The sequence below is a fragment of the Roseivirga sp. genome (assembly GCF_049099775.1).
GTDB lineage: Bacteria > Bacteroidota > Bacteroidia > Cytophagales > Cyclobacteriaceae > Roseivirga.
In genome coordinates, this window is record NZ_JAGDZM010000001.1 from 336,465 (window position 1) to 358,343 (window position 21,879).

The 21,879-nt window shown below is 39.1% G+C and carries 36 protein-coding genes; 2 read left to right on the top strand and 34 right to left on the bottom strand.

All coding sequences use genetic code 11. From position 1 onward, the window contains the following. Nucleotides 1-34: 34 nt before the first annotated feature. The gene (locus tag JXQ92_RS01600; RefSeq protein ID WP_421984834.1) at nucleotides 35-1,621 is read right to left on the bottom strand and encodes an acyl-CoA carboxylase subunit beta; all 1,587 of its coding nucleotides are present in this window, start codon (nucleotides 1,619-1,621) and stop codon (nucleotides 35-37) included. Nucleotides 1,622-1,758: 137 nt separating this feature from the next. Between JXQ92_RS01600 and JXQ92_RS01605 the strand changes: the two genes are divergently transcribed. Together JXQ92_RS01605 and JXQ92_RS01610 are read left to right on the top strand one after the other, a co-directional pair. Continuing rightward, the gene (locus JXQ92_RS01605; protein ID WP_421984835.1) at nucleotides 1,759-2,682 is read left to right on the top strand and encodes an exopolyphosphatase; all 924 of its coding nucleotides are present in this window, start codon (nucleotides 1,759-1,761) and stop codon (nucleotides 2,680-2,682) included. A gap of 17 nt (nucleotides 2,683-2,699) precedes the next feature. After that, nucleotides 2,700-3,776 carry an Ldh family oxidoreductase gene (locus JXQ92_RS01610; protein WP_421984836.1) on the top strand — a complete coding sequence of 359 codons (1,077 nt, stop codon included), beginning with the start codon at nucleotides 2,700-2,702 and terminating at the stop codon, nucleotides 3,774-3,776. Nucleotides 3,777-3,784: 8 nt separating this feature from the next. Here JXQ92_RS01610 and JXQ92_RS01615 read toward each other — a convergent pair whose 3' ends face one another. From JXQ92_RS01615 to rplD, 33 genes are all read right to left on the bottom strand, one after another. Next, entirely contained in the window at nucleotides 3,785-4,357 is a 573-nt protein-coding gene (locus JXQ92_RS01615; protein ID WP_421984837.1) for a hypothetical protein, read from the bottom strand. Between the two features lie 51 nt (nucleotides 4,358-4,408). Beyond that, nucleotides 4,409-4,711: an FtsB family cell division protein gene (locus tag JXQ92_RS01620; protein ID WP_421984838.1), complete on the bottom strand. Its 303-nt coding sequence runs from the start codon at nucleotides 4,709-4,711 to the stop codon at nucleotides 4,409-4,411. A gap of 49 nt (nucleotides 4,712-4,760) precedes the next feature. Then, nucleotides 4,761-5,345 (bottom strand): hypothetical protein, encoded by a 585-nt coding sequence (locus tag JXQ92_RS01625; protein ID WP_421984839.1) that lies wholly within the window; start codon nucleotides 5,343-5,345, stop codon nucleotides 4,761-4,763. 166 nt (nucleotides 5,346-5,511) lie between these two features. Further along, nucleotides 5,512-6,798, bottom strand: a complete 1,287-nt coding sequence (gene eno / locus JXQ92_RS01630; RefSeq protein ID WP_421984840.1) for a phosphopyruvate hydratase — start codon at nucleotides 6,796-6,798, stop codon at nucleotides 5,512-5,514. A 12-nt stretch (nucleotides 6,799-6,810) separates the two neighbouring features. Further along, nucleotides 6,811-7,923 (bottom strand): glutamine-hydrolyzing carbamoyl-phosphate synthase small subunit, encoded by a 1,113-nt coding sequence (carA, locus tag JXQ92_RS01635; protein WP_421984841.1) that lies wholly within the window; start codon nucleotides 7,921-7,923, stop codon nucleotides 6,811-6,813. 203 nt (nucleotides 7,924-8,126) lie between these two features. Next, on the bottom strand, nucleotides 8,127-8,744 hold the full coding sequence (gene rplQ, locus JXQ92_RS01640; RefSeq protein WP_421984842.1) for a 50S ribosomal protein L17: 618 nt from the start codon (nucleotides 8,742-8,744) through the stop codon (nucleotides 8,127-8,129). 5 nt (nucleotides 8,745-8,749) lie between these two features. Next, on the bottom strand, nucleotides 8,750-9,739 hold the full coding sequence (locus tag JXQ92_RS01645) for a DNA-directed RNA polymerase subunit alpha (protein ID WP_069835060.1): 990 nt from the start codon (nucleotides 9,737-9,739) through the stop codon (nucleotides 8,750-8,752). Between the two features lie 30 nt (nucleotides 9,740-9,769). After that, nucleotides 9,770-10,375 carry a 30S ribosomal protein S4 gene (gene rpsD, locus JXQ92_RS01650; RefSeq protein WP_421984843.1) on the bottom strand — a complete coding sequence of 202 codons (606 nt, stop codon included), beginning with the start codon at nucleotides 10,373-10,375 and terminating at the stop codon, nucleotides 9,770-9,772. A 17-nt stretch (nucleotides 10,376-10,392) separates the two neighbouring features. After that, nucleotides 10,393-10,785, bottom strand: coding sequence for a 30S ribosomal protein S11 (gene rpsK / locus JXQ92_RS01655; RefSeq protein WP_069835058.1), 393 nt, complete (start codon nucleotides 10,783-10,785; stop codon nucleotides 10,393-10,395). 25 nt (nucleotides 10,786-10,810) lie between these two features. After that, nucleotides 10,811-11,188: a 30S ribosomal protein S13 gene (rpsM, locus tag JXQ92_RS01660; RefSeq protein WP_421984844.1), complete on the bottom strand. Its 378-nt coding sequence runs from the start codon at nucleotides 11,186-11,188 to the stop codon at nucleotides 10,811-10,813. A 2-nt stretch (nucleotides 11,189-11,190) separates the two neighbouring features. Then, complete coding sequence (ykgO, locus tag JXQ92_RS01665; RefSeq protein WP_045460160.1) at nucleotides 11,191-11,307, bottom strand: type B 50S ribosomal protein L36; 117 nt, start codon at nucleotides 11,305-11,307, stop codon at nucleotides 11,191-11,193. A 6-nt stretch (nucleotides 11,308-11,313) separates the two neighbouring features. Next, on the bottom strand, nucleotides 11,314-11,532 hold the full coding sequence (gene infA, locus JXQ92_RS01670; RefSeq protein WP_421984845.1) for a translation initiation factor IF-1: 219 nt from the start codon (nucleotides 11,530-11,532) through the stop codon (nucleotides 11,314-11,316). Nucleotide 11,533: 1 nt separating this feature from the next. Beyond that, complete coding sequence (gene map / locus JXQ92_RS01675) at nucleotides 11,534-12,307, bottom strand: type I methionyl aminopeptidase (protein ID WP_421984846.1); 774 nt, start codon at nucleotides 12,305-12,307, stop codon at nucleotides 11,534-11,536. Nucleotide 12,308: 1 nt separating this feature from the next. Further along, the gene (gene secY, locus JXQ92_RS01680) at nucleotides 12,309-13,637 is read right to left on the bottom strand and encodes a preprotein translocase subunit SecY (protein ID WP_421984847.1); all 1,329 of its coding nucleotides are present in this window, start codon (nucleotides 13,635-13,637) and stop codon (nucleotides 12,309-12,311) included. Between the two features lie 4 nt (nucleotides 13,638-13,641). Beyond that, a complete protein-coding gene (rplO, locus tag JXQ92_RS01685) occupies nucleotides 13,642-14,088 on the bottom strand; it encodes a 50S ribosomal protein L15 (RefSeq protein WP_421984848.1) in 447 nt (148 codons plus the stop codon). Nucleotide 14,089: 1 nt separating this feature from the next. After that, nucleotides 14,090-14,269 (bottom strand): 50S ribosomal protein L30, encoded by a 180-nt coding sequence (rpmD, locus tag JXQ92_RS01690; protein ID WP_069835052.1) that lies wholly within the window; start codon nucleotides 14,267-14,269, stop codon nucleotides 14,090-14,092. A gap of 6 nt (nucleotides 14,270-14,275) precedes the next feature. Next, nucleotides 14,276-14,791 carry a 30S ribosomal protein S5 gene (gene rpsE / locus JXQ92_RS01695; RefSeq protein WP_421984849.1) on the bottom strand — a complete coding sequence of 172 codons (516 nt, stop codon included), beginning with the start codon at nucleotides 14,789-14,791 and terminating at the stop codon, nucleotides 14,276-14,278. Nucleotides 14,792-14,796: 5 nt separating this feature from the next. After that, nucleotides 14,797-15,141 (bottom strand): 50S ribosomal protein L18, encoded by a 345-nt coding sequence (rplR, locus tag JXQ92_RS01700; protein WP_421984850.1) that lies wholly within the window; start codon nucleotides 15,139-15,141, stop codon nucleotides 14,797-14,799. An 8-nt stretch (nucleotides 15,142-15,149) separates the two neighbouring features. After that, the gene (gene rplF, locus JXQ92_RS01705; RefSeq protein ID WP_421984851.1) at nucleotides 15,150-15,704 is read right to left on the bottom strand and encodes a 50S ribosomal protein L6; all 555 of its coding nucleotides are present in this window, start codon (nucleotides 15,702-15,704) and stop codon (nucleotides 15,150-15,152) included. A 15-nt stretch (nucleotides 15,705-15,719) separates the two neighbouring features. Beyond that, the gene (gene rpsH, locus JXQ92_RS01710) at nucleotides 15,720-16,115 is read right to left on the bottom strand and encodes a 30S ribosomal protein S8 (RefSeq protein ID WP_421984852.1); all 396 of its coding nucleotides are present in this window, start codon (nucleotides 16,113-16,115) and stop codon (nucleotides 15,720-15,722) included. A gap of 152 nt (nucleotides 16,116-16,267) precedes the next feature. Next, entirely contained in the window at nucleotides 16,268-16,537 is a 270-nt protein-coding gene (rpsN, locus tag JXQ92_RS01715) for a 30S ribosomal protein S14 (RefSeq protein ID WP_421984853.1), read from the bottom strand. 2 nt (nucleotides 16,538-16,539) lie between these two features. Next, nucleotides 16,540-17,103: a 50S ribosomal protein L5 gene (gene rplE / locus JXQ92_RS01720; protein WP_421984854.1), complete on the bottom strand. Its 564-nt coding sequence runs from the start codon at nucleotides 17,101-17,103 to the stop codon at nucleotides 16,540-16,542. A 10-nt stretch (nucleotides 17,104-17,113) separates the two neighbouring features. Continuing rightward, entirely contained in the window at nucleotides 17,114-17,431 is a 318-nt protein-coding gene (rplX, locus tag JXQ92_RS01725) for a 50S ribosomal protein L24 (RefSeq protein ID WP_421984855.1), read from the bottom strand. 2 nt (nucleotides 17,432-17,433) lie between these two features. Continuing rightward, nucleotides 17,434-17,802: a 50S ribosomal protein L14 gene (rplN, locus tag JXQ92_RS01730; RefSeq protein ID WP_069835044.1), complete on the bottom strand. Its 369-nt coding sequence runs from the start codon at nucleotides 17,800-17,802 to the stop codon at nucleotides 17,434-17,436. Between the two features lie 2 nt (nucleotides 17,803-17,804). Beyond that, nucleotides 17,805-18,062, bottom strand: coding sequence for a 30S ribosomal protein S17 (gene rpsQ / locus JXQ92_RS01735; RefSeq protein ID WP_421984856.1), 258 nt, complete (start codon nucleotides 18,060-18,062; stop codon nucleotides 17,805-17,807). A 6-nt stretch (nucleotides 18,063-18,068) separates the two neighbouring features. Then, nucleotides 18,069-18,263 (bottom strand): 50S ribosomal protein L29, encoded by a 195-nt coding sequence (gene rpmC / locus JXQ92_RS01740; RefSeq protein ID WP_421984857.1) that lies wholly within the window; start codon nucleotides 18,261-18,263, stop codon nucleotides 18,069-18,071. A gap of 2 nt (nucleotides 18,264-18,265) precedes the next feature. Next, nucleotides 18,266-18,688, bottom strand: a complete 423-nt coding sequence (gene rplP, locus JXQ92_RS01745) for a 50S ribosomal protein L16 (RefSeq protein ID WP_069835042.1) — start codon at nucleotides 18,686-18,688, stop codon at nucleotides 18,266-18,268. Between the two features lie 24 nt (nucleotides 18,689-18,712). After that, on the bottom strand, nucleotides 18,713-19,444 hold the full coding sequence (rpsC, locus tag JXQ92_RS01750) for a 30S ribosomal protein S3 (protein ID WP_421984858.1): 732 nt from the start codon (nucleotides 19,442-19,444) through the stop codon (nucleotides 18,713-18,715). Between the two features lies 1 nt (nucleotide 19,445). Then, nucleotides 19,446-19,847, bottom strand: a complete 402-nt coding sequence (gene rplV, locus JXQ92_RS01755; protein ID WP_421984859.1) for a 50S ribosomal protein L22 — start codon at nucleotides 19,845-19,847, stop codon at nucleotides 19,446-19,448. Continuing rightward, nucleotides 19,847-20,122 (bottom strand): 30S ribosomal protein S19, encoded by a 276-nt coding sequence (gene rpsS / locus JXQ92_RS01760; RefSeq protein ID WP_421984860.1) that lies wholly within the window; start codon nucleotides 20,120-20,122, stop codon nucleotides 19,847-19,849. The genes rplV and rpsS overlap by 1 nt, the downstream gene beginning before the upstream one ends. Continuing rightward, a complete protein-coding gene (gene rplB / locus JXQ92_RS01765; RefSeq protein ID WP_421984861.1) occupies nucleotides 20,122-20,946 on the bottom strand; it encodes a 50S ribosomal protein L2 in 825 nt (274 codons plus the stop codon). The genes rpsS and rplB overlap by 1 nt, the downstream gene beginning before the upstream one ends. A gap of 10 nt (nucleotides 20,947-20,956) precedes the next feature. Next, nucleotides 20,957-21,244, bottom strand: coding sequence for a 50S ribosomal protein L23 (rplW, locus tag JXQ92_RS01770; RefSeq protein ID WP_421984862.1), 288 nt, complete (start codon nucleotides 21,242-21,244; stop codon nucleotides 20,957-20,959). Nucleotides 21,245-21,251: 7 nt separating this feature from the next. Continuing rightward, nucleotides 21,252-21,878 (bottom strand): 50S ribosomal protein L4, encoded by a 627-nt coding sequence (gene rplD / locus JXQ92_RS01775; protein ID WP_421984863.1) that lies wholly within the window; start codon nucleotides 21,876-21,878, stop codon nucleotides 21,252-21,254. Nucleotide 21,879: the final 1 nt, after the last annotated feature.

Sequence of the window (21,879 nt, forward strand, 5' to 3'; positions counted from 1 at the left end):
CATTTACATTGTCAATTAAGGACTCAGAATAGTTTTACAACGGAATATTTCCGTGCTTTTTCTTTGGTAAGGTATCCACTTTGTTTTCTAGCATTTTAAATGCTCGAATTAGCTTCAATCGTGTCGTATCTGGACTAATCACTTCATCTACATAACCACGGCGTGCGGCACGATATGGGTTAGCAAACTTAGCAGTATATTCATCTACTTTTTCTTGCAGCTTGGCTTCTGGATCTTCGGCAGCGGCGATTTCTCTTTTAAAGATAATTTCTGCAGCTCCTTTTGCACCCATTACGGCAATCTCTGCCATTGGCCATGCATAATTCATATCTGCTCCAATATGCTTAGAATTCATAACGTCATAGGCTCCGCCATAGGCCTTTCGGGTTATTACGGTAATCCTTGGTACTGTAGCTTCAGCGAATGCATAAAGCAATTTGGCACCGTTGGTAATAATTCCCCTCCACTCCTGATCAGTTCCTGGTAAGAAACCTGGTACATCTTCCAGTACGAGTAAAGGAATATTAAAGCTATCGCAAAAACGCACGAAACGAGCACCTTTTACACTGGCATCAATGTCTAAAACACCTGCTAAAGCGGCTGGCTGATTTCCAATTATACCTACACTTCTTCCGCCCAATTTGGCAAATCCTACAATAATATTCTCCGCGTAATTCTTATGAACTTCAAAGAAGGATTCATTATCAACAAGGTGGTCTATCACCTCATGCATATCATAAGGCTGATTCGGATTTTCAGGAATAATATCCGTGAGCTTAGATCTGATTTCGTCCTGCTCATCATATACATATACGGGCGCATCTTCCTCACAATTCTGTGGGATATAAGTCAGCAGCCTTTTAATATCGTTTAAACATTGTACTTCGTTGGCAGAGGAGAAATGAGTGACACCGCTTTTACTACTATGGGTACTCGCTCCACCGAGCTCTTCGGCCGTTACATCTTCTTGGGTAACAGTTTTTACCACGCTTGGGCCTGTCACGAACATGTAAGAGGTGTTTTCCACCATAAAAATGAAATCTGTAATTGCTGGAGAATATACAGCCCCACCTGCGCACGGACCCATAATGGCGGATATCTGAGGTATTACTCCTGAAGCCCTTGTATTGCGGTAAAAGATATCTGCATAGCCTCCTAGCGATACAACTCCTTCTTGGATTCGAGCTCCTCCAGAATCATTCAAGCCTATTAGTGGCGCACCATTTTTTGTGGCCAAGTCCATAATCTTACAGATTTTCTCAGCGTGCGTTTCAGATAAAGAACCTCCAAAAACTGTGAAATCTTGTGAATAGAGATAAATCAGGCGACCATTAACGGTGCCATACCCTGTAACCACACCATCACCTAGATAGACTTCTTTATCTAAACCGAAATCAGTAGCGCGGTGCTCGACAAATTTTCCAATTTCTTCGAATGAACCGTCATCTACTAATAGTGTGATTCGTTCACGTGCGGTTAATTTTCCTCTTTTGTGCTGAGACTCAATTCGCTTTTCGCCTCCTCCTAAAAGGGCTTCTTTATTTTTTGACTCAAGAAGTTTAAACTTTTCATCTCTAGACAAGAGATGCACTTCAGATTGCTCGTTGTTCTGATCGGCCATAGGTAATTGTTATGTGATCAAAGATAGATAGATCAGATCAAAAAAGAATTTTAGACCTATGTAATTCCATAATCGGAAGATTCATTATTAGTCAATATCTCTTATCTTCGGCCATCGTTTCAAGCGGCTATAAAGTAATGCGAAAAGCAGTTATCGATCTGGGAACTAATACTTTTCATCTGTTCATTGTTGAAATAATGAATGGACAGTTAACTACGCTTTATAAAGAGAAAATAGCTGTTAAAATTGGCCAAAACGGAATTAGTAAAGGAAAAATAGCTCCAGATGCTATAAAAAGAGCTATTCACGCACTTACTACATTCAAAACTATTATAGATCAGTTTCAGGTTACGAATGTAAAGGGCGTAGCCACCAGCGCTATCAGAAATGCGAAGAATGGCCAAGCTCTGCTTGATCAAGTGGCGAATGAAACGGGCATTACTATTGAAATTATCTCGGGATATCGAGAGGCAGAATTAATTTTTGAGGGTGTAAAAGCTGGTTTAACGCTTGATAATGAGAATCAACTCATCATGGATATTGGTGGTGGCAGTGTTGAATTTATTATAGGCAACAAAAACGACGTTAAATGGAAAAGGAGTTTCGAAATAGGAGCTCAAAGACTGCTTGATAAATTTCATACTGTGGACCCCATTCCTGCTCAGCAAATAGAGGAACTGTTTATCTGGCTAGGAACAGAATTAAAGGCATTAAAAGATGCCATTGATAAGTTTCAGCCTAAGGGTTTAATCGGATGCTCTGGAACGTTTGATACGGTATTAGAAATTTTCCTTAGTGCAAATCAATCGAAAAGAAATTCTTTGGCTACATCGTTTAGCCTACCCATAAAGGCCTACCACGATATTCACAGGGAGTTGCTCATAAAGGATAAGCAAGAGCGATTACTTATACCGGGTATGGTTACTATGCGCGTAGATATGATTGTTGTAGCCAGCTGTCTTATTTCTTTTGTTCAAGAGCAATTAGTGATTAATGAGATCAAAGTTTGTTCTTATGCACTTAAGGAGGGACTACTTTTTTCAAGTGATTCAAATAATTAAAAGACCTTAACTAAATCATGGCAACTTACTCACACGAAGTGCTTCATAATTTTGCTCAGTCTGTTTTTAAAAAGATTGGCTGCTCTCCTGAAGATGCAAAAATAGCGTCAGACACTTTGCTGTCTGCTGATTTAAGAGGGGTTGATTCTCATGGTGTCGCAAGATTGAGTGGGTATATCAGGCTTTGGGAAAAAGGCCGCATAAATCCCACCCCAGCGATAAAAATAGTACATGAAACGCCTAGTACGGCTGTAGTTGATGGAGATGCTGGTTTAGGGCTTGTCGTTGCCCCTTACGCGATGCAAGTGGCCATAGAAAAAGCTAAAATTGCTGGTACAGGCTGGGTTGCTGTTAAAAACTCTAATCATTACGGCATTGCAGGATACCATGCCATGAAAGCCTTGTCACATGATATGATTGGCATGTCGATGACAAATGCTAGTCCTTTGGTATCACCTACATTTTCAAAGGAAAGGCTTCTAGGTACTAACCCAATCGCTGTGGCAATTCCAGCGGACGAAGAGCCTGCATTTGTTGGCGATTTTGCAACCACTACAGCGGCTAATGGCAAACTGGAAATTCTTCAACGTAAAGGGGAAGAAGCACCTGAGGGTTGGGTTCAGGATAAAGAAGGTGAAGTTACCACTGATGCTTTTGGTGTAAAAAAAGGTGGCGCCCTTAGGCCTCTAGGTGGAGATAAATCTCATGGAAGTCACAAAGGATATATTTTAGGTTCGATAGTAGACATTTTTTCGGCTGTTCTTTCTGGAGCTAATTACGGGCCATGGGCTCCACCTTTTGTCAGCTTTATGGATCCTGTTAGTGACCCTGTGGGGGAAGGCTTAGGTCATTTCCTGGGTGCTATGCGTGTGGATGCCTTCAGGCCTGCAGATGAGTTTAAAAGTAATATGGACAAATGGATTAGGCGCTTTAAGAACTCAGAGCCGATCGATCCGGAACAGAAAGTATTAATCCCAGGGGATCCTGAAAGAGAAATGGAAAGTATTCGAATGAAAGACGGTATTCCACTCCTTGGTGCTGTTGAAAAGGACCTTTCTGAGCTTTCAGAAAAATTTGATATCCCCTTTAATTAATAGTGATATTAAAATGTGACGCCTGCACGAAAAATGAACGCACTATTATATGGTGACCTACCTTCTTCATGTAACAAATTATAAAGCAAGGTGACATTTACACCTCCTCTGCCCAATACTTGTTGAAAAAGGCCTCCGCCAACAAAAAAACCAGGCACCCAATCTCTGAACACACGACTGCCCGAAATATCAAATTCTACAACTTCAGTATTTACAGTTTCCACTTCTACATGAGCGAAGTAATCATCTAAAACATTATGCCTCGCAAATAATCTTCCGCCATAAACTCCATTGGAAAATTCGAACCGATCGCCATTGAATACATTAACGAATTGTCTGGAAACATAGAGGTAATTAATGCCAGCGCCAACTGAGAAGTCATCGGTTAGGAGATAACCAGCTAAAGGAGAGATATCGATGAAAGTGAAACGATTCCCAAGGTTCAACGAAAAATTCCCTCCAAAATAAAGTCTGTCTTTGAAAGTAATTGAATCTTTCTCCTCCTCTTCAAAATACACTTGTGCTGAAGCCATTCCATAGCTTAAAACAATTAATAAACTGGCAAGAATAATTTTTCTCATATACTGTAAACGAAAAAGTCCTCGAAAGAGGACTAATTGAATGATCTTTTTTTAGTCTTCAGAGACTACCACGTATAAATCTTCCGAAGGTTTTTTCATGAGGTATTTCTCACGAGCAAATTTTTCTAATAATTTCTTATCCGTACTGAGTTCTTCTTTGTCTTTTTGTACTTGAATTTTTTTATCGACGTAAAACTCTTTTTGAGCTTTTAAGCTATTCAGCTTCTTGGTCATCCTAACCTGAGTTACAATATCATTTGAATCGATTAGGAACATCCAAGTCAAAAAGAATAACCCGAAAAGGAAATAGTAGTTTTTAAGAACTTTTGGAATCTTGGTGAAAGGATTCTTCATACAATAAAAGTAATCAACTTTTTACCAAGATTCCAAAAAGCTTTTAGGTCTAGTTATCTTGAGCACCTCCGTCAACCCATGCCACAATATTATTTATTTGAGCATCAGTTAATGCTGTAGCTCCAGCAGGAGGCATAGTTCTGCCGGCTACTCGTACTTTGAATCTTGCCGCTCTTGGCTGAGCATCACTAAAACCATTAATTGCGAAAGGGGCATTCCCTCCAGCCACATGACATCCCGATGTTGCACATCTAGTTTCTAAGATAGGTAGTACATCAGCCGCAAATGAAACTTGCACTACAGCATTCTCATCAATAGTGACCTGAAGTGTATTGGAGCAACCACTTGTTCCTCTAGCAGTAACGGTGTAAGTGCCTGCCGCTAAATCAGTGAATGTTCCTGATGTCTGAAATGACCCACCATCTACGCTAAATTCGAAGCCGCCGCTTCCTCCTGTAGCTGATACTGTAAAAGCACCGTCGGACTGTCCTGCCGTAGCATTAATGTTACTTGTTACTGATATTACTACTGGTGTAGCACATGGATCAGGTTGTTCATCTCCACCACCATCATTGCCACAAGCAAAGGAAATCATAGCAATTGCTATAAGAGAAAAAAAGGCTTTAGTTTTCATAATTAAGTCGTTTGATGGTCTATACACTACTTAACCATAAAAGGCTGCTATGATTCAAAAAAAAGTTCATCTTTTTAGTAGAACGTCATCGGCACTACAAAAAGAAACCCTTCTCATAGCTTTCAAGCTATCGAGAAGGGTTTGTAAATATTATTAATGTGTTGACTTAATAAGTATTTCTAAAGTCGTTCCCAGGAAATTTCCCCACTTCACCAAGTTCTTCTTCAATTCTAATAAGTTGGTTATACTTGGCCATCCTATCAGAACGCGAAGCAGATCCAGTTTTAATCTGACCTGTATTTAGAGCTACTGCTAAATCAGCAATGGTATTATCCTCAGTCTCACCAGAACGGTGCGACATTACGGCTGTATAACCATTTCTATTGGCGAGACTCACGGCCGCTATGGTTTCAGTGAGTGTTCCAATTTGATTTACTTTAATCAAAATTGAATTGGCAATTCCATTATCGATACCTTTTTGAAGTCTTGTCACATTCGTAACGAACAGATCGTCTCCAACTAACTGAACCTTATCTCCAATTTTAGTTGTCAAAGCTTTCCAGCCTTCCCAGTCATCTTCGAACATACCATCTTCAATCGAGATAATTGGATAGCGCTCGCTTAGATCAGCTAAATAATCCGCCATTTCAACAGGTGTTAATTTTTTTCCCGTCGAATCTTTAAAATAATATACGTTTTCATCTTCTAAGTAGAATTCTGAAGAGGCTACATCCAAAGCAAAAACAATATCGTCTCCCACCTTATAGCCTGCGTTTTCTACAGCTTCTGAAATGACTTGAAGGGCTTCATCATCTGAACCTAAATTTGGTGCAAAACCTCCTTCATCACCTACGTTAGTAGCAAGCCCTCTTGAAGAAAGTACTTTCTTTAAATGATGGAATATCTCAGCTCCCATTCTGATGGCTTGTGAGAAAGTCTCAGCTCCAACAGGCATGATCATGAATTCCTGGAAATCGATAGAGTTATCGGCATGTGAACCTCCGTTGATGATGTTCATCATCGGTACGGGAAGTGTATTCGCGCTTACTCCGCCTACGTATCTGTACAGTGGTAAACCCAATTCAGCTGCTGCTGCTTTAGCTACCGCTAACGAAACACCCAATATTGCATTGGCGCCTAGATTACTCTTGTTCTCCGTTCCATCGACTTCAATCATGATTTTATCAATCAGATTTTGTTCGAATACTGAGAAGCCAATTAATTCAGCGGCTAACACATCATTTACATTCTCTACCGCTTGTGTCACACCTTTTCCTAGGTATAAATCTCCTCCATCGCGTAGTTCGACAGCTTCATGCGCTCCTGTTGATGCTCCAGATGGTACTGCAGCTCTTCCTAAAACTCCATTATCGGTAATTACGTCTACTTCTACAGTAGGATTCCCTCTTGAGTCAAGGATTTGTCTAGCATGAATGCTTTCTATTAAACTCATAGTCTCTTTTTCTTATGATTTGAAAAGGTTGATAAATTGATCGAACAAATAACGCGAATCGTGTGGTCCGGGTGAAGATTCCGGGTGATATTGTACGGAAAACGATTTCTTACCTTTTACTTGAATGCCTGCGCAGGTGTGGTCGTTTAAGTTTACATGGGTTAACTCTACCAAATCAGAGTTCTCTACATCTTCTCTATTTACTGCAAAACCATGATTTTGAGAAGTTACTTCACTTTTTCCAGAAACAAGGTTTTTAACCGGGTGATTTAACCCTCTGTGCCCATTGTGCATTTTGAAAGTTGAAATTCCACAGGCCAATGAAATTATTTGGTGGCCTAAACAAATTCCAAACAATGGTTTGTCTTCAGCTATAATTTGTTTCGCTGTTTTTACTGCATAATCCATCGCCGACGGATCGCCAGGTCCATTAGACAAGAAGTATCCATCAGGGTTCCAACTGGCCATTTCTTCGAAGGAAGTTTTAGCGTTAAATACTTTTAAGTAAGCTCCTCTACTTGCTAAATGAGTAAGTATACTCGTTTTTACACCTAGATCTAGTACCGCTACCTTGTATTCTGAATTCTCGTCTCCAACAAAATATGGCTCTTTTGTACTAACAAATGATGATAATTCTAGACCATCCATTGAAGGAACTTCAGCTAATCGTCGTTGCAACTCGTCATCTGAAAGATCCTCTGATGAGATGATGGCATTCATTGCTCCAGTATCTCTAATTTGGCGAACTAGAAGCCTTGTATCTAATTCTGATACTCCAACAATTCCATTCTTTTCTAAGTACTCTTGCAAGGAACCATGACCTGTATTACGACTGTAGTCTTGGGAAAATGTATTAACGACAAGGCCTGTAATTTTTGGGGCATTTGATTCTTGTTCAGAATCTTCTACTCCATAATTTCCAATATGAGATGTTGTATTGACAACAATCTGACCATAGTAAGACGGGTCAGTGTATATTTCCTGATAACCTGTCATCCCTGTATTAAAGCAGATTTCTGCTCCTACAGTCCCTATTTTTCCGATGGCAATTCCTTCAAAGCGTGATCCGTCTTCTAGTAACAGGATAGCTTTCTTTTGAGATAGATTTAACGTGTTCTGCGACATATTTTGATTGGCGTGCGACTTTTCGCATCGTACAAAAATAAGCTCAAATTCTTACTGTCCAAAACTGATTTTCTGTAGTTGAAAATTCACTGATAAAAAGAGATAAATATTTAGGCTAAGACTCATTCAAAATCTCAGAAAACATCACAAAAAAAGGGCTATCCTGTCGGATAGCCCTTTTTTAAATTTATTAGACTGACGAATTATTCTCCGTCTTTCTTTTCGTCTTTTTTCTCATCAGCATCAGTTGCTTCAGGGGCATCATCTGCTTCCGCAGTTGGCGCCTCATCAACTTCAGCAGCCGGAGTTTCTTCAACTACCTCTGCCACTGGTGCTTCTGCAACTTCTTCTTCAACAACTACTGCATCTGCTACTGGAGTTTCAGTTTTAGTGGTTTTCTTCTTACCACCTCTTCTGCTTCTCTTCGCTTTAGTTGCTGGTGCAGCTTCTGCCAATAATAACTCGTTGTAGTCAACCAATTCGATGATACACATATCAGCATTATCTCCTAACCTGTTGTTAGTTTTGATAATTCTAGTATATCCACCCGGACGTGAAGCTACTTTCTCTGCTACTTCATTAAAAAGTGTTGTAACAGATTCTTTGTCTTGAAGATAAGAGAACACAACTCTTCTAGAGTGAGTAGTATCGTCTTTAGCCTTTGTAATCAATGGCTCAACGTACTTTCTCAAAGCTTTCGCTTTTGCTACAGTAGTCGTGATTCGCTTGTGCTCAATCAACGAAGAAGCCATATTAGACAACATCGCTTTTCTATGTGATGCTGTTCTACTTAAGTGGTTAAATTTCTTCCCGTGTCTCATTTCTCTTAATCCTCTTCGAGTTTATATTTAGCTAAGTCCATACCAAACGTTAGGTTTTTCTCAGCTACAAGTTGCTCTAGCTCAGCTAAAGACTTTTTACCAAAGTTTCTAAACTTCATCATGTCTGAAATCTCAAGTCTAACAAGATCGCCTAATGAACGAACGTCAGCAGCTTTAAGGCAGTTGTAAGCTCTAACTGAAAGATCAAGGTCGTTCAGGTTAGTCTTCAACAACTTACGCATGTGAAGCATTTCTTCATCTACTTGCTCTGGCTCGTCTAGTGCTCCTGTTTCTAGGATCATGTTCTGGTCAGAGAATAACATGAAGTGCTGAATAAGAATATGCGCTGCACCTTTCAATGCGTTTTCAGGATGGATAGAACCATCAGTTTTTATATCCAATACAAGCATTTCGTAGTCAGTTTTCTGCTCTACCCTTGTATTTTCTACGCTATACTTTACATTCTTAATAGGTGTAAAAATTGCGTCGATTGGAATAAATCCAAAAACTTGCTCAGATGGCTTATTTTCTTCAGCAGGAAGATATCCTCTTCCTTTTTCAATAGTCAATTCGATTTCGAATTTGATATTGTTGTCCAAATGACAAACCACATCTTCTGGATTTAAAATCTCAAAAGCAGAAGTGAATTTTCCAATGTCACCTGCTGTGAATTTGTCTTGTCCTTCGATCACTACATTGATCTTGTTGTCTACAGTATCAGAGATTTTCTTAAATCTTACTTTCTTAAGATTTAGAATAATTTCAGATACATCTTCTACAACACCTTCAATAGTAGAGAACTCGTGAAGTACACTTGGAATTTTAATACCTGTGATAGCATAGCCTTCCAAAGAAGAAAGTAAAATTCTTCTAAGTGCATTACCAATAGTTACCCCGTAACCTTTTTCCAATGGTTTAAAAGTAAACAGACCGTGAAAATCGTCTGCCTTTTCCATCACCACCTTCTCCGGGATTTGAAATGCTAGTATTGACATATATCTAAATTTTAAAGGTTCTTAAATGTATTACTTAGAGTAAAGCTCGACTATCAACTGTTCCTTGATATTCTCAGGAATATCTTCTCTTGCCGGAATGTTGATCATTCTACCAGTCATCTCTGCTTTATTCCATTCCAACCATGGGTATTTCTGTACAGAATTTGCACCCAAACTGTCAGTAACTGCTTCAAGAGATTTAGATTTCTCTCTTACGCCAATCACGTCAGTATCTAATACTTGATATGAAGGAATATTCAATACCTCACCATTAACAGTAATATGTTTGTGAGATACTAATTGTCTTGCGCCTCGTCTCGTTGGTGCAATTCCTAATCTGTATACTACATTGTCCAGTCTAGTCTCCAACATTTGAAGTAGAATTTCACCTGTAATACCTGATCTTCTTGAAGCCTTATCAAAAAGGTTCGCAAACTGTCTTTCTAAAACACCATAAGTGTATTTAGCTTTTTGCTTTTCCATTAACTGGATTGCATATTCAGACTGCTTCTTTCTTCTTCCTCTGCCATGCTGGCCAGGAGGATAAGCCTTCTTTTGTAATGCTTTGCTGTGACCAAAAATAGGATCATTAAATCTCCTTGCAATTTTAGCCTTTGGACCTCTATATCTTGCCATTACTAATAATTTCTAAATTAAACTCTTCTTCTTTTTGGAGGACGACATCCATTATGTGGTAATGGTGTCACATCTCTAATCAATGTAACTTCTATACCAGTATTCTGGATAGTTCTGATGGCAGATTCTCTACCTGCACCAGGTCCTTTCACAAAGACTTCTACTTTTCTTAAACCCAAATCATATGCTTTTTGAGCACAATCTTGAGCTGCTTGTTGAGCAGCGTAAGGGGTGTTCTTTTTAGAGCCTTTAAAGCCCATTTTCCCTGCCGAAGCCCAAGAGATCACTTGACCTTGTTGGTTAGTCAATGAGATGATGATGTTATTGAAAGACGCCTTAATGTGCGCCTGTCCAAGTGCATCCACCTGTACAATCCTCTTTCTTGCTTTATCTTTTCTTTTCTCAGCCATCTTTATAATATTTTATCAGCTGTTACTACTTAGTAGCCTTTTTCTTGTTAGCTATAGTCTTTCTCTTACCTTTTCTGGTTCGAGAGTTATTCTTAGTATGCTGTCCACGAACAGGTAAACCTCTTCTGTGTCTTAAGCCTCTGTAACATCCAATATCCATCAAACGCTTGATGTTCAATTGAACTTCAGATTTTAGCACACCTTCGATTTTGAACTCTTCACCAATGATAGTTCTGATCGCTTTTTGTTGATCATCATCAAGATCACCAATCTTGGTATTTACATCAATACCTGCCTTATTCAGCACATAATTAGCCGAACTACGACCAATTCCGAAAATGTATGTTAAACCAATTTCGGATCTTTTGTGATCTGGAATATCTACTCCTGAAATCCTTGCCATAATTATCCTTGTCTTTGTTTGAATCTAGGATTCTTCTTGTTAATCACGTACAACTTTCCGTTTCTGCGGATTACCTTACAATCAGCGCTACGCTTCTTGATGGACGCCTTTACTTTCATCGTTTTTTATTTATACCTGTAAGTAATTCTACCCTTTGTTAAATCATATGGTGACATTTCGAGTTTCACTCTGTCACCAGGTAATATTTTTATATAGAACATTCTCATTTTTCCTGAGATGTGCGCTAACACAATATGTCCATTTTCTAGTTCTACACGGAATGTTGCATTGGGCAAAGCCTCTACAATTGTTCCGTCTTGTTCTATTGATCCTTGTTTAGCCATATTAAAGTTTTACTACCTCTTCTATGTATTTATGCGTTGTCAATATCTCTGTTCTATCTTTGAAGATGGCGATAGTATGTTCATAATGTGCTGATGGTTGACGATCTCTCGTTCTAATAGTCCATCCATCACTTTCTTGAACAATGTTTCGAACTCCTAAATTGACCATTGGCTCTATTGCTATTACCAATCCTTCATTCAATTTCGGGCCTCTACCACGTTTACCATAGTTTGGAACTTCCGGTCCTTCATGTAGGCTTCTGCCTAATCCATGACCAACCAATTCCCGAACGACGGTGTATCCTCTTTCTTCCACAAAATTCTGGACAGCGTAGGCTACATCTCCAATTCGATTACCAAACTTGGCTTCTTCAATACCTTTATACAACGACTCCTTCGTTGCTTTAAGCAGTGCTAAAGTCTCTGATGAAATATCTCCTACTGGGTAAGTATAAGCGGAATCGCTATGAAAACCTTTGTAGAAGACTCCACAATCTATAGAGATTATATCACCGTCTTTCAATTCGTATTCGCTAGGAAAACCGTGAACTACAACTTCATTCACAGAAATACAAAGCGTTGCTGGAAATCCATTGTATCCTTTAAAGGATGCTTTGGCTCCGTGATCTGCGATAAACTCTTGAGCTATCTTGTCCAGATCTTGCGTTTTTATGCCAGCCTTTACATGCTTGGCAACTTCACCGTGTGCTTTCCCTAATATTTGGGCACTTTCACGAATCAGTTCAATTTCTTCCTCAGTCTTGTAAAAAATCATTTTACGCAACTGCCATATTCTGAGATCTTCCTCTCATTTTACCAGATTTCATCATACCCTCATAATGTCTCATGAGTAGGTAGCTTTCAATCTGCTGTAGTGTATCTAAAATTACACCTACCATAATTAGTAACGACGTTCCTCCATAGAAATAAGAGAATGACTGACCTACGCCTGCATTGTATGCAAAAGTTGGTAGGATAGCTATGATCGCTAAAAATATAGATCCTGGCAATGTAATTTTATCCATTACATCACCAATAAAGTCTGAAGTTGGCTTTCCTGGTTTAATACCTGGTACAAAGCCTCCGTTTCTTTTTAAGTCATCCGCCATACTAGAAGGATTAACTGTAATTGCTGTGTAGAAGAAAGTGAATGCTATTATCAGTAGTGCAAATACAAGGTTGTACTGCCATGAAAATGGATTCACAAATGCTTGTGTTACTTTCAACCAGAAATCACTATTTTCAGCCCAAATCTGACCTATCAAAGTAGGCAAAATCATTAGTGCCTGTGCAAAGATAATTGGCATTACGCCTGATGCATTTACTTTGAGTGGAATAAACTGACGCTGACCGCCATACACTTTACCACCTACTACTTGTTTCGCGTATTGCACTGGTATACGTCTTGTGGCCTGAACCAAAGCAACAGTTACAATAACGACGAAGAACAATGCAACAATTTCTACTAGTGAGAATAAGGCTCTATTCAAACCATTGGTCACATAGAATTCATTAATTGCTGCTGCTGGAAGACTAGAAATAATTCCAATCATAATCAGCATAGAAATACCATTACCGATTCCTTTGTCAGTAATTTTCTCGCCTAACCACATACAGAACATAGTACCTGCTGTCAACAAAATCATTGACGATACCATGAATAATGTAGGGTCTACACTCGGCGATACTGCTCCAGGAGCAATTATTGCTGTTTTAATGTATCCGAAGCTTTGCGCTAAGGTTACTAAAATTGTAAGAACGCGAGTAATCTGAGTTAATTTCTTTCTCCCTGATTCTCCTTCCTTTTGCATTTTCTGGAAACTTGGCACTGCCACTGTCATTAATTGAATCACAATGGATGCTGAGATATAAGGCATAATACCCAATCCAAAAATTGAGGCTCTACTAAAAGAACCTCCTAATAATGAGTTTAGAATTCCAAAAATACCACCATCAGCATCTACTAGCTGTGTTGGATCAACACCTGGCAACACTACGAATGAGCCAAGTCTGAAAATGACCAAGAATCCCAAAGTAGCCAAGATTCTATTTCTTAGCTCTTCAATGGAAAAAATGTTCTTTATGGTGGTAATGAATTTCTTCATGAACTTAAATGTTTGTTCCTGTTCCTCCTGCTTTCTCAATTGCTGCTAATGCAGACGTAGAAAACTTGTGAGCAGTTACATCTACTTTAGACTTTAATTCTCCTCTTCCCAAAACTTTAATCAGGTCGTTCTTTCCAGCAAGACCATTAGAAATTAAAGTTTCTACATTTATTGTAGCTTCTCCAGTCTTCTCAGATAATTCCTGTAGTGTGTCAAGGTTAATTGCCTTATACTCCACTCTGTTCGGACTAGTAAAGCCAAACTTAGGAACACGTCTTTGTAAAGGCATTTGACCACCTTCGAAACCAGATTTACGAGAGTAACCAGATCTTGACTTAGCACCATTGTGTCCTCTTGTAGAAGTTCCACCTCTACCAGAACCAGTACCACGTCCTATCCTTTTACTATTTTTAGTTGAGCCTTCTGCAGGCGTTAATGTATTCAGTTTCATCTTATGCTTCCTTTACAGATACAAGGTGATTTACTTTATTAATCATACCAGCGATCTGTGGAGTATTCTCTACTTCTACTGATCTGTTGATTTTACCAAGACCTAGGGCTTTGATAGTCCTTTTTTGTCTTTCAGGTCTGTCAATGGTACTTTTTACTTGCGTGATAATAACCTTTGCCATGATCTCTTAACCGTTAAAAACTTTGCTTAACTCAACACCTCTTTGTTGTGCAACAGCCAATGGATCTCTCATTTGCAATAATGCATCGAAAGTAGCTTTTACAACGTTATGCGGATTCGAAGATCCTTTAGATTTTGCTAGAACGTTGTGAATACCTGCACTTTCAAATACTGCACGCATCGCACCACCAGCAATTACTCCTGTACCTTCAGAAGCTGGCTTCACAAGAACAAGTCCTCCACCATACTTACCTAGTACTTCGTGAGGCACAGTACCTTTGAAAATAGGCACTTTCACTAAGTTCTTTTTAGCATCGTCAATACCTTTAGTAATAGCGTCTGTTACTTCATTAGCCTTACCTAAACCGTATCCAACAACACCATTTCCGTCACCTACTACAACAATTGCAGAGAAACTAAATCTTCTACCACCTTTTACTACTTTGGCAACTCTCTTAATGGCAACAACTTTTTCTTTCAAGTCGATGTCACTAGCCTTAATACTTTTTACTTTCTGACTCATCTCAATTAAAATTTAAGGCCGCCTTCTCTAGCACCTTCCGCCAAAGCTTTAACTTTTCCGTGATATATATAACCGTTTCTATCAAACACCACGCTTGTGATACCTGAAGCCACTGCTTTCTCTGCTAATTTTTTACCAACTTCTTTAGACATCGCTACGTTGGTGTTCTCTTTAGCCCCTAACTCTGCTGAAGACGCGGCCACTAGTGTGTGTCCTTTTACATCATCAATAATCTGAGCCGAAATTTGTGCATTACTTTTGAATACAGAAATTCTAGGTCTTTCAGTAGTACCAGAAATCTTACTTCTAATACTCTGCTTTATTCTTAGTCTACCTTTTCTAACAGCCATGATCTCTATTATTTAGCAGCAGTTTTACCAGCTTTTCTTCTAATTTGCTCACCCACGAATCTGATACCTTTACCTTTGTAAGGTTCAATTTTTCTAAGTGATCTAATTTTTGCTGCAACTTGACCGATAAGTTCTTTATCAGTACTCTGCAGCGTAACTACTGGAGGTTTACCTTTCTCCATTTTAGCTTCCGTTTTAACTTCTTCTGGAACGGCTACATAAATATTATGTGAGTAACCTAAGTTAAGCTCCAAAATGTTGTTCGAAACAGCTGCTTTATAACCTACACCAACTAATTCTAGTTCTTTTCTATATCCTTCGTTAACACCAATAACCATGTTATTGATTAAAGAACGATATAAACCGTGCAATGCTTTATGTCTTTTTTGCTCAGTAGGTCTTGCTACGTTAAGCGATCCTTCTTCAAGGGTGATCTTGATTTCAGGGTTAATTTCTCTACTTAATTCTCCTTTTGGTCCTTTTACAGTCACTACATTATCTGCAGAAACATCGATAGAAACACCTTCAGGGAGATTAATGGGTTGATTACCTATTCGTGACATTGTCTTTCCTCCTTCTTAGTATACGTGACACAAAACTTCTCCGCCAATGTGATGTGCTCTTGCTTCTTTGTCGGTCATAATACCTTTAGAAGTAGAAACGATCGCCACACCCAGTCCATTAAGAACTCTAGGTAACTCGGCAGCACCAACGTATTTTCTCAAACCTGGCTTGCTTATTCTTTCAAGCTTAACGATAGCCGGTTGCTTAGTAGATGGATTGTACTTTAGGGCAATTTTGATGTTGCCTTGAGGACCAGCTTGCTCGAACTTAAAGTTCTGGATAAAGCCCTTGTCGTGCAGTACCTTTGTGATTTCCTTCTTCACCTTTGATGAAGGGACTTCGACTATTCTATGATTCGCACTGATGGCGTTCCTTAGTCGCGTTAAATAATCTGCTATTGGATCAGTCATTGTTTTATTTTTTGTGAGACAACAATTGCTTACTCACTTGGTTTTCTGGCGATATCTCCCAGAATCGTACTTTTTATAAATGTTGAATACCTTCCTGCCTAAACCGGCCTGCAAAGGTATTAAATATTTTCAGTTAATAAAAGAAAAATAGCTTACCAACTTGCTTTAGTCACTCCAGGTATTTTACCTGCAGATGCCATTTCTCTAAATGTCACCCTTGAGATACCGAACTTTCTCATGTATCCTTTAGGACGACCTGTCAACTTACATCTGTTGTGAAGTCTTACAGGAGAAGCGTTTCTTGGCAATTTATCTAAACCAATGTAGTCGCCTTCAGCTTTTAGCTTCGCACGCTTATCTGCGTATTTCGCTACAAGCTTTTCTCTTTTTCTTTCTCTTGCTTTTATGGATGCTCTAGCCATTTCTAGTCGTTATTTTTTTTACCACCAGCGAAAGGCATTCCGAACGCCTTCAACAATTCGTAACTTTCTTCATCGGAATTAGCAGTTGTTACAAAAGTAACGTCCATTCCAGAAATTGCTTTAATCTTATCGATCGAGATCTCTGGGAAAATAATCTGCTCTTTAATTCCTAATGTATAGTTTCCACGTCCGTCGAAACCTTTGTCCTTCACACCTCTAAAGTCTCTAACCCTAGGAAGCGCAATGTTCAATAGACGGTCGATGAATTCATACATTTGATCACCTCTCAATGTAACTCTTGCTCCAATTGGCATTCCTTCTCTCAACTTAAAGTTCGAGATTGAATTTTTAGCCACAGTAGCAACAGCCTTCTGACCAGTGATTGTAGTTAATTCTTCTACTCCAATATCAACCAATTTCTTATCGGCAACTGCTGCACCAATACCTTTATTCACTACTACTTTAGTGATTTTAGGTACCTGCATTACAGTTGTATACTGGAACTTATCTTTCAAAGCAGGAATTATTTCCTCTTTGTATTTATCTTTTAATCTAGGACTAGCCATTATTTATAACCTATTTCTTGGTTTTAAAATATCTTTCTAGTTTTCCATCGCTATTCAACTGTCTACCAGTTCTTGCAGCTTGACCCGTTGCTGGATCAATTACCATAAGATTTGATAAATGAATAGGAGCTTCAACTTTATCTATTCCACCATTGGGATTTTCAGCAGAAGGTTTAACATGTTTAGAAACCATGTTCCAACCTGATACTATAGCTTTGTACTTAGAAGGTTGAACTTCTAATACTTCGCCTTCTTTTCCTTTATAGTTACCAGAAAGAATTCTAACCTTGTCGCCCTTTCTGACGTGAAGTTTCTTTGCGTTACTCATAATTATAGTACCTCTGGAGCTAATGAAACAATTTTCATGAATTGCTTTTCACGCAATTCTCTTGCAACTGGGCCAAACATACGAGTACCTCTTGGTTCGTCGTTTTGGTTCAGCAATACAGCAGCGTTATCTTCGAACCTGATGTAAGAACCATCTTTTCTTCTTACTTCTTTTTTGGTTCTAACTATAACAGCTTTTGACACTGTACCTTTTTTAAGGCTACTTGATGAGTGAGCAGATTTAACTGAGACCACGATCATATCACCTACACTGGCGTACTTTCTTTTAGTACCGCCCAATACACGGATACATAGCACCTCTTTGGCACCACTATTATCCGCTACGTTAAGTCTTGATTCTTGCCTGATCATAATTACTTAGCTCTTTCAATTACCTCAACTAATCTCCAACGCTTGTTCTTACTCAGCGGACGAGTTTCCATGATCTTTACTGTATCACCGATACCGCAATCATTTTTTTCGTCATGAGCAGCAAATTTGGAAGTCTTCTTAACAAACTTTCCATACATCGGGTGCTTTTCTCTTCTCTCAACTGCTACAGTAATGGTTTTATCCATTTTGTTGCTAGTTACGATCCCGACTCTTTCTTTTCTCAGATTTCTGGTTTCCATGCTCATCTATTTAGCAAGTTCCTTAGCCCTTATTTCTGTTTTTAATCTCGCGATCAACTTTTTCGCTTCTCTGATTTTCATCGGATTCTCAATAGGAGAAATTGCGTGCGCAAATTTCAACTTTTGGAAACCATCTTCCTCAGCTCTAAGTTTTTCGTTTAGCTCTTCAATTTCAAGAGCTTTGATTTCTGAATTCTTCATAACTATCCTCCAACGTAATCTCTACGAACAACAAATTTTGTAGATATCGGAAGTTTCTGAGCGGCTAACCTCAAGGCTTCCTTAGCTAATTCAATATTTACACCTGAAGATTCAAATAGAATAGTACCAGGCTTAACTACTGCAACCCAATAATCCGGTGCTCCTTTACCTTTACCCATCCTTACTTCAGCAGGTTTCTTTGTAACAGGCTTGTCTGGAAAAATTCTAATCCAAACTTGACCTTCTCTTTTCATCGCTCTTGTCATAGCAATACGAGCAGCTTCAATCTGACGGCTTGTAATCCATCCTGGCTCTAGCGACTTAATACCAAATGTTCCAAAAGACAGTGTGTGACCTCTTTGTGCAAGTCCACTCACACGGCCCTTCTGCATTTTTCTATACTTAGTTCTTTTTGGCTGTAACATCTTCTCTCTTCTTTAAAAAAGTGATTACTTCTTTCTATTGTTACTTCTATTAGGTCTTCTAGATCCTCCACCTCTTCGGTCTCCACCCATATTGCTGTTTCCACCACCAATGTTCGGAGAAAGGTCTCTCTTACCTAATACTTCACCTTTGAATATCCACACTTTGATTCCAATCTTTCCGTATACGGTATCGGCTTCAGAGATGGCATAATCGATGTCAGCTCTAAGTGTATGCAATGGTATTCTACCGTCCTTATACATTTCAGTACGTGCCATTTCAGCACCACCTAATCTACCAGAACATTTAATTTTAATACCTTGAGCACCTACTCTTACAGCAGAAGCGATTGCTTGCTTCATTGCTCTTCTGTAGGATATTCTTGCTTTAAGTTGTTGTGCGATTGACTCACCTACCAACTTAGCATCCAATTCAGGACGCTTGATCTCGAAAATATTGATCTGAACATCTTTGCCAGTCAATTTTTTCAATTCTTCTTTAATTCGATCAACTTCTTGACCGCCTTTACCGATCACAACACCTGGTCTGGCAGTGTGAACCGTAATAGTTATTCTTTTGATGGTACGTTCAATGATGATCTTAGAGATTCCTCCCTTAGGGATCCTAGCATTGATGTATTTTCTGATTTCCTGATCTTCTACCAATTTACTTGGGAAGTCTTTTCCACCATACCAGTTAGAGTCCCAACCTCTGATGACGCCTAAGCGGAAACCAATAGGATTTACTTTCTGTCCCATCTTATTTATTCTCAGTTTCGTTAATTACTTCTTCAACTACTTCAGCGGTAACTGCTGCATCGTTCTTAGAAGCGATTACAAGCGTCACATGATTTGATCTTTTTCTGATTCTATGAGCTCTTCCCTGAGGGGCAGGTCTCAATCTTTTCAGCATACGGCCACCGTCAACAGTGATAGACTTGATATAAAGATCTGCATCTTCTAATCTTTCGTCTTCATTCTTGCTTTGCCAGTTAGCAATAGCAGATAACAAAAGCTTTTCTAGTCTAGCAGCGCCTTCCTTAGCTTCGAATTTCAAGATGTTCAATGCTCTGTTCACTCTTTGGCCTCTGATCATATCAGCAACCATTCTCATCTTACGAGCAGAGGTAGGAACATTATTAAGTTTAGCTACAGCTTCCATTATCTTCTCTTATCCTTTTTAGCAATGTGACCTCTAAAATTCCTTGTAGGAGCGAATTCACCGAATTTATGACCTACCATATTTTCAGTTACAAATACAGGAATAAACTTATTTCCGTTATGTACAGCGAAGGTATGACCTACGAATTCAGGTGATATCATTGATCTCCTTGACCATGTCTTGATTACTGATTTCTTACCAGAACCATTCATGGCATCGACTTTATTTTCAAGTCTGAAATCGATATAAGGTCCTTTTTTTAATGAACGTGCCATTATTTCTTCTTTTTACCAATTATCAATCTATTCGAGTATTTCTTAGGTGTTCTAGTCTTCTGACCTTTAGCATAAAGACCATTTCTTGATCTTGGATGCCCTCCAGAAGATTTACCTTCACCACCACCCATTGGGTGATCGACTGGGTTCATTACTACACCTCTTACTCTTGGACGTCTACCTAACCATCTCTTACGACCAGCTTTTCCAAGCCTTACGTTCATATGATCAGAGTTTCCTACCGAACCGATAGTCGCCATACACGTCACTAAAATATTTCTCATTTCGCCAGAAGGTAATTTCAACGTTGCGTATTTACCTTCTCTAGCGACAAGCTGCACATATGATCCTGCGCTTCTTGCTAAAGCAGCACCCTTACCTGGCTTAAATTCTACATTGTGTACAATTGTACCCAATGGAATTTTAGCTAGAGGCAATGCATTACCCACTTCTGGTGCTACGCCTTCGCCAGAAATTACTGTCTGACCTACTTGTAGTCCGTTAGGAGCGATTATGTATCTTTTCTCACCATCAGCATAGTACAACAAAGCTACCCTTGCCGACCTTGATGGATCGTATTCTACAGATTTAACAGTTGCAGGCACGTCAAACTTCTCTCTTTTGAAGTCAACGATTCTCAACTTTCTTTTATGACCACCACCTAGGTATCTCATGGTCATTTTACCGGAGTTATTTCTACCACCGGATCTCTTCAGAGGAGCCAACAAAGACTTCTCAGGAGTAGCCGTTGTTACATCTGCGAAGTCAGGAGCGATTCTGCCCCTTGTTCCCGGTGTCATTGGTCTTAGTTTCTTAACGCCCATTGCTCTCTAATTAAATACCGCTGTAAAAATCTATTACTTCTCCTTCGGCTACCGTTACGATTGCTTTCTTGAAGGAATTCTTTCTTCCTGCGATCACTCTGGCTTTAGTATACCTAGACTTCATTTTACCTTGGTATCTCATCGTGTTAACATCTTCTACTGTAACACCATACATTTCTTCAACAGCCTTCTTGATCTCTACCTTATTAGCGGTTTCGTCCACTATGAAACCGTACTTACCGATTTCGTTAAGGCCTGATACTTTCTCTGTTACTAAAGGTTTCTTTAAAACACTCATGTCTATCTTACTTTAGTAGGTTTTGAAGTTTTTCAACAGAACTTTCGCTGATCAACATTCTGTCAGCGTTAAGCACGTCATATGTACTTAATTCATCTGCAGTTGTCACTTTAGCGTTTTGAATGTTTCTGCTTGATATTGCTACGTTTTTATCAGTGTTAGACACTACAAAAAGCGTTTTCTTATCTGCTACAGACAGGCTGTTTAAAACATTCACAAAGTCTTTCGTTTTTGGCGCATCGAAAGAGAAATCTTCCAATACCATAAGACTGTTGTCTTGCGCTTTGTAAGTCATTGCTGATTTACGAGCTAGCGTTTTCAACTTCTTATTTAACTTAAAACCGTAGTTTCTTGGCTTAGGACCAAATACACGTCCACCACCTCTAAACACAGGAGACTTGATACTACCAGCTCTGGCTGTACCTGTTCCTTTTTGTTTCTTTATTTTTCTTGTAGAACCAGAGATTTCTGCTCTTTCCTTAGACTTGTGAGTTCCTTGACGTTGGTTAGCCAAAAATTGCTTCACATCTAAGTAGATGGCGTGATCGTTTGGTTCAATACCGAAGATATCATCTGAAAGCGTTACTTTTCTTCCAGTGTCTTCCCCACTATTTTTTAATACTGCAATCTCCATC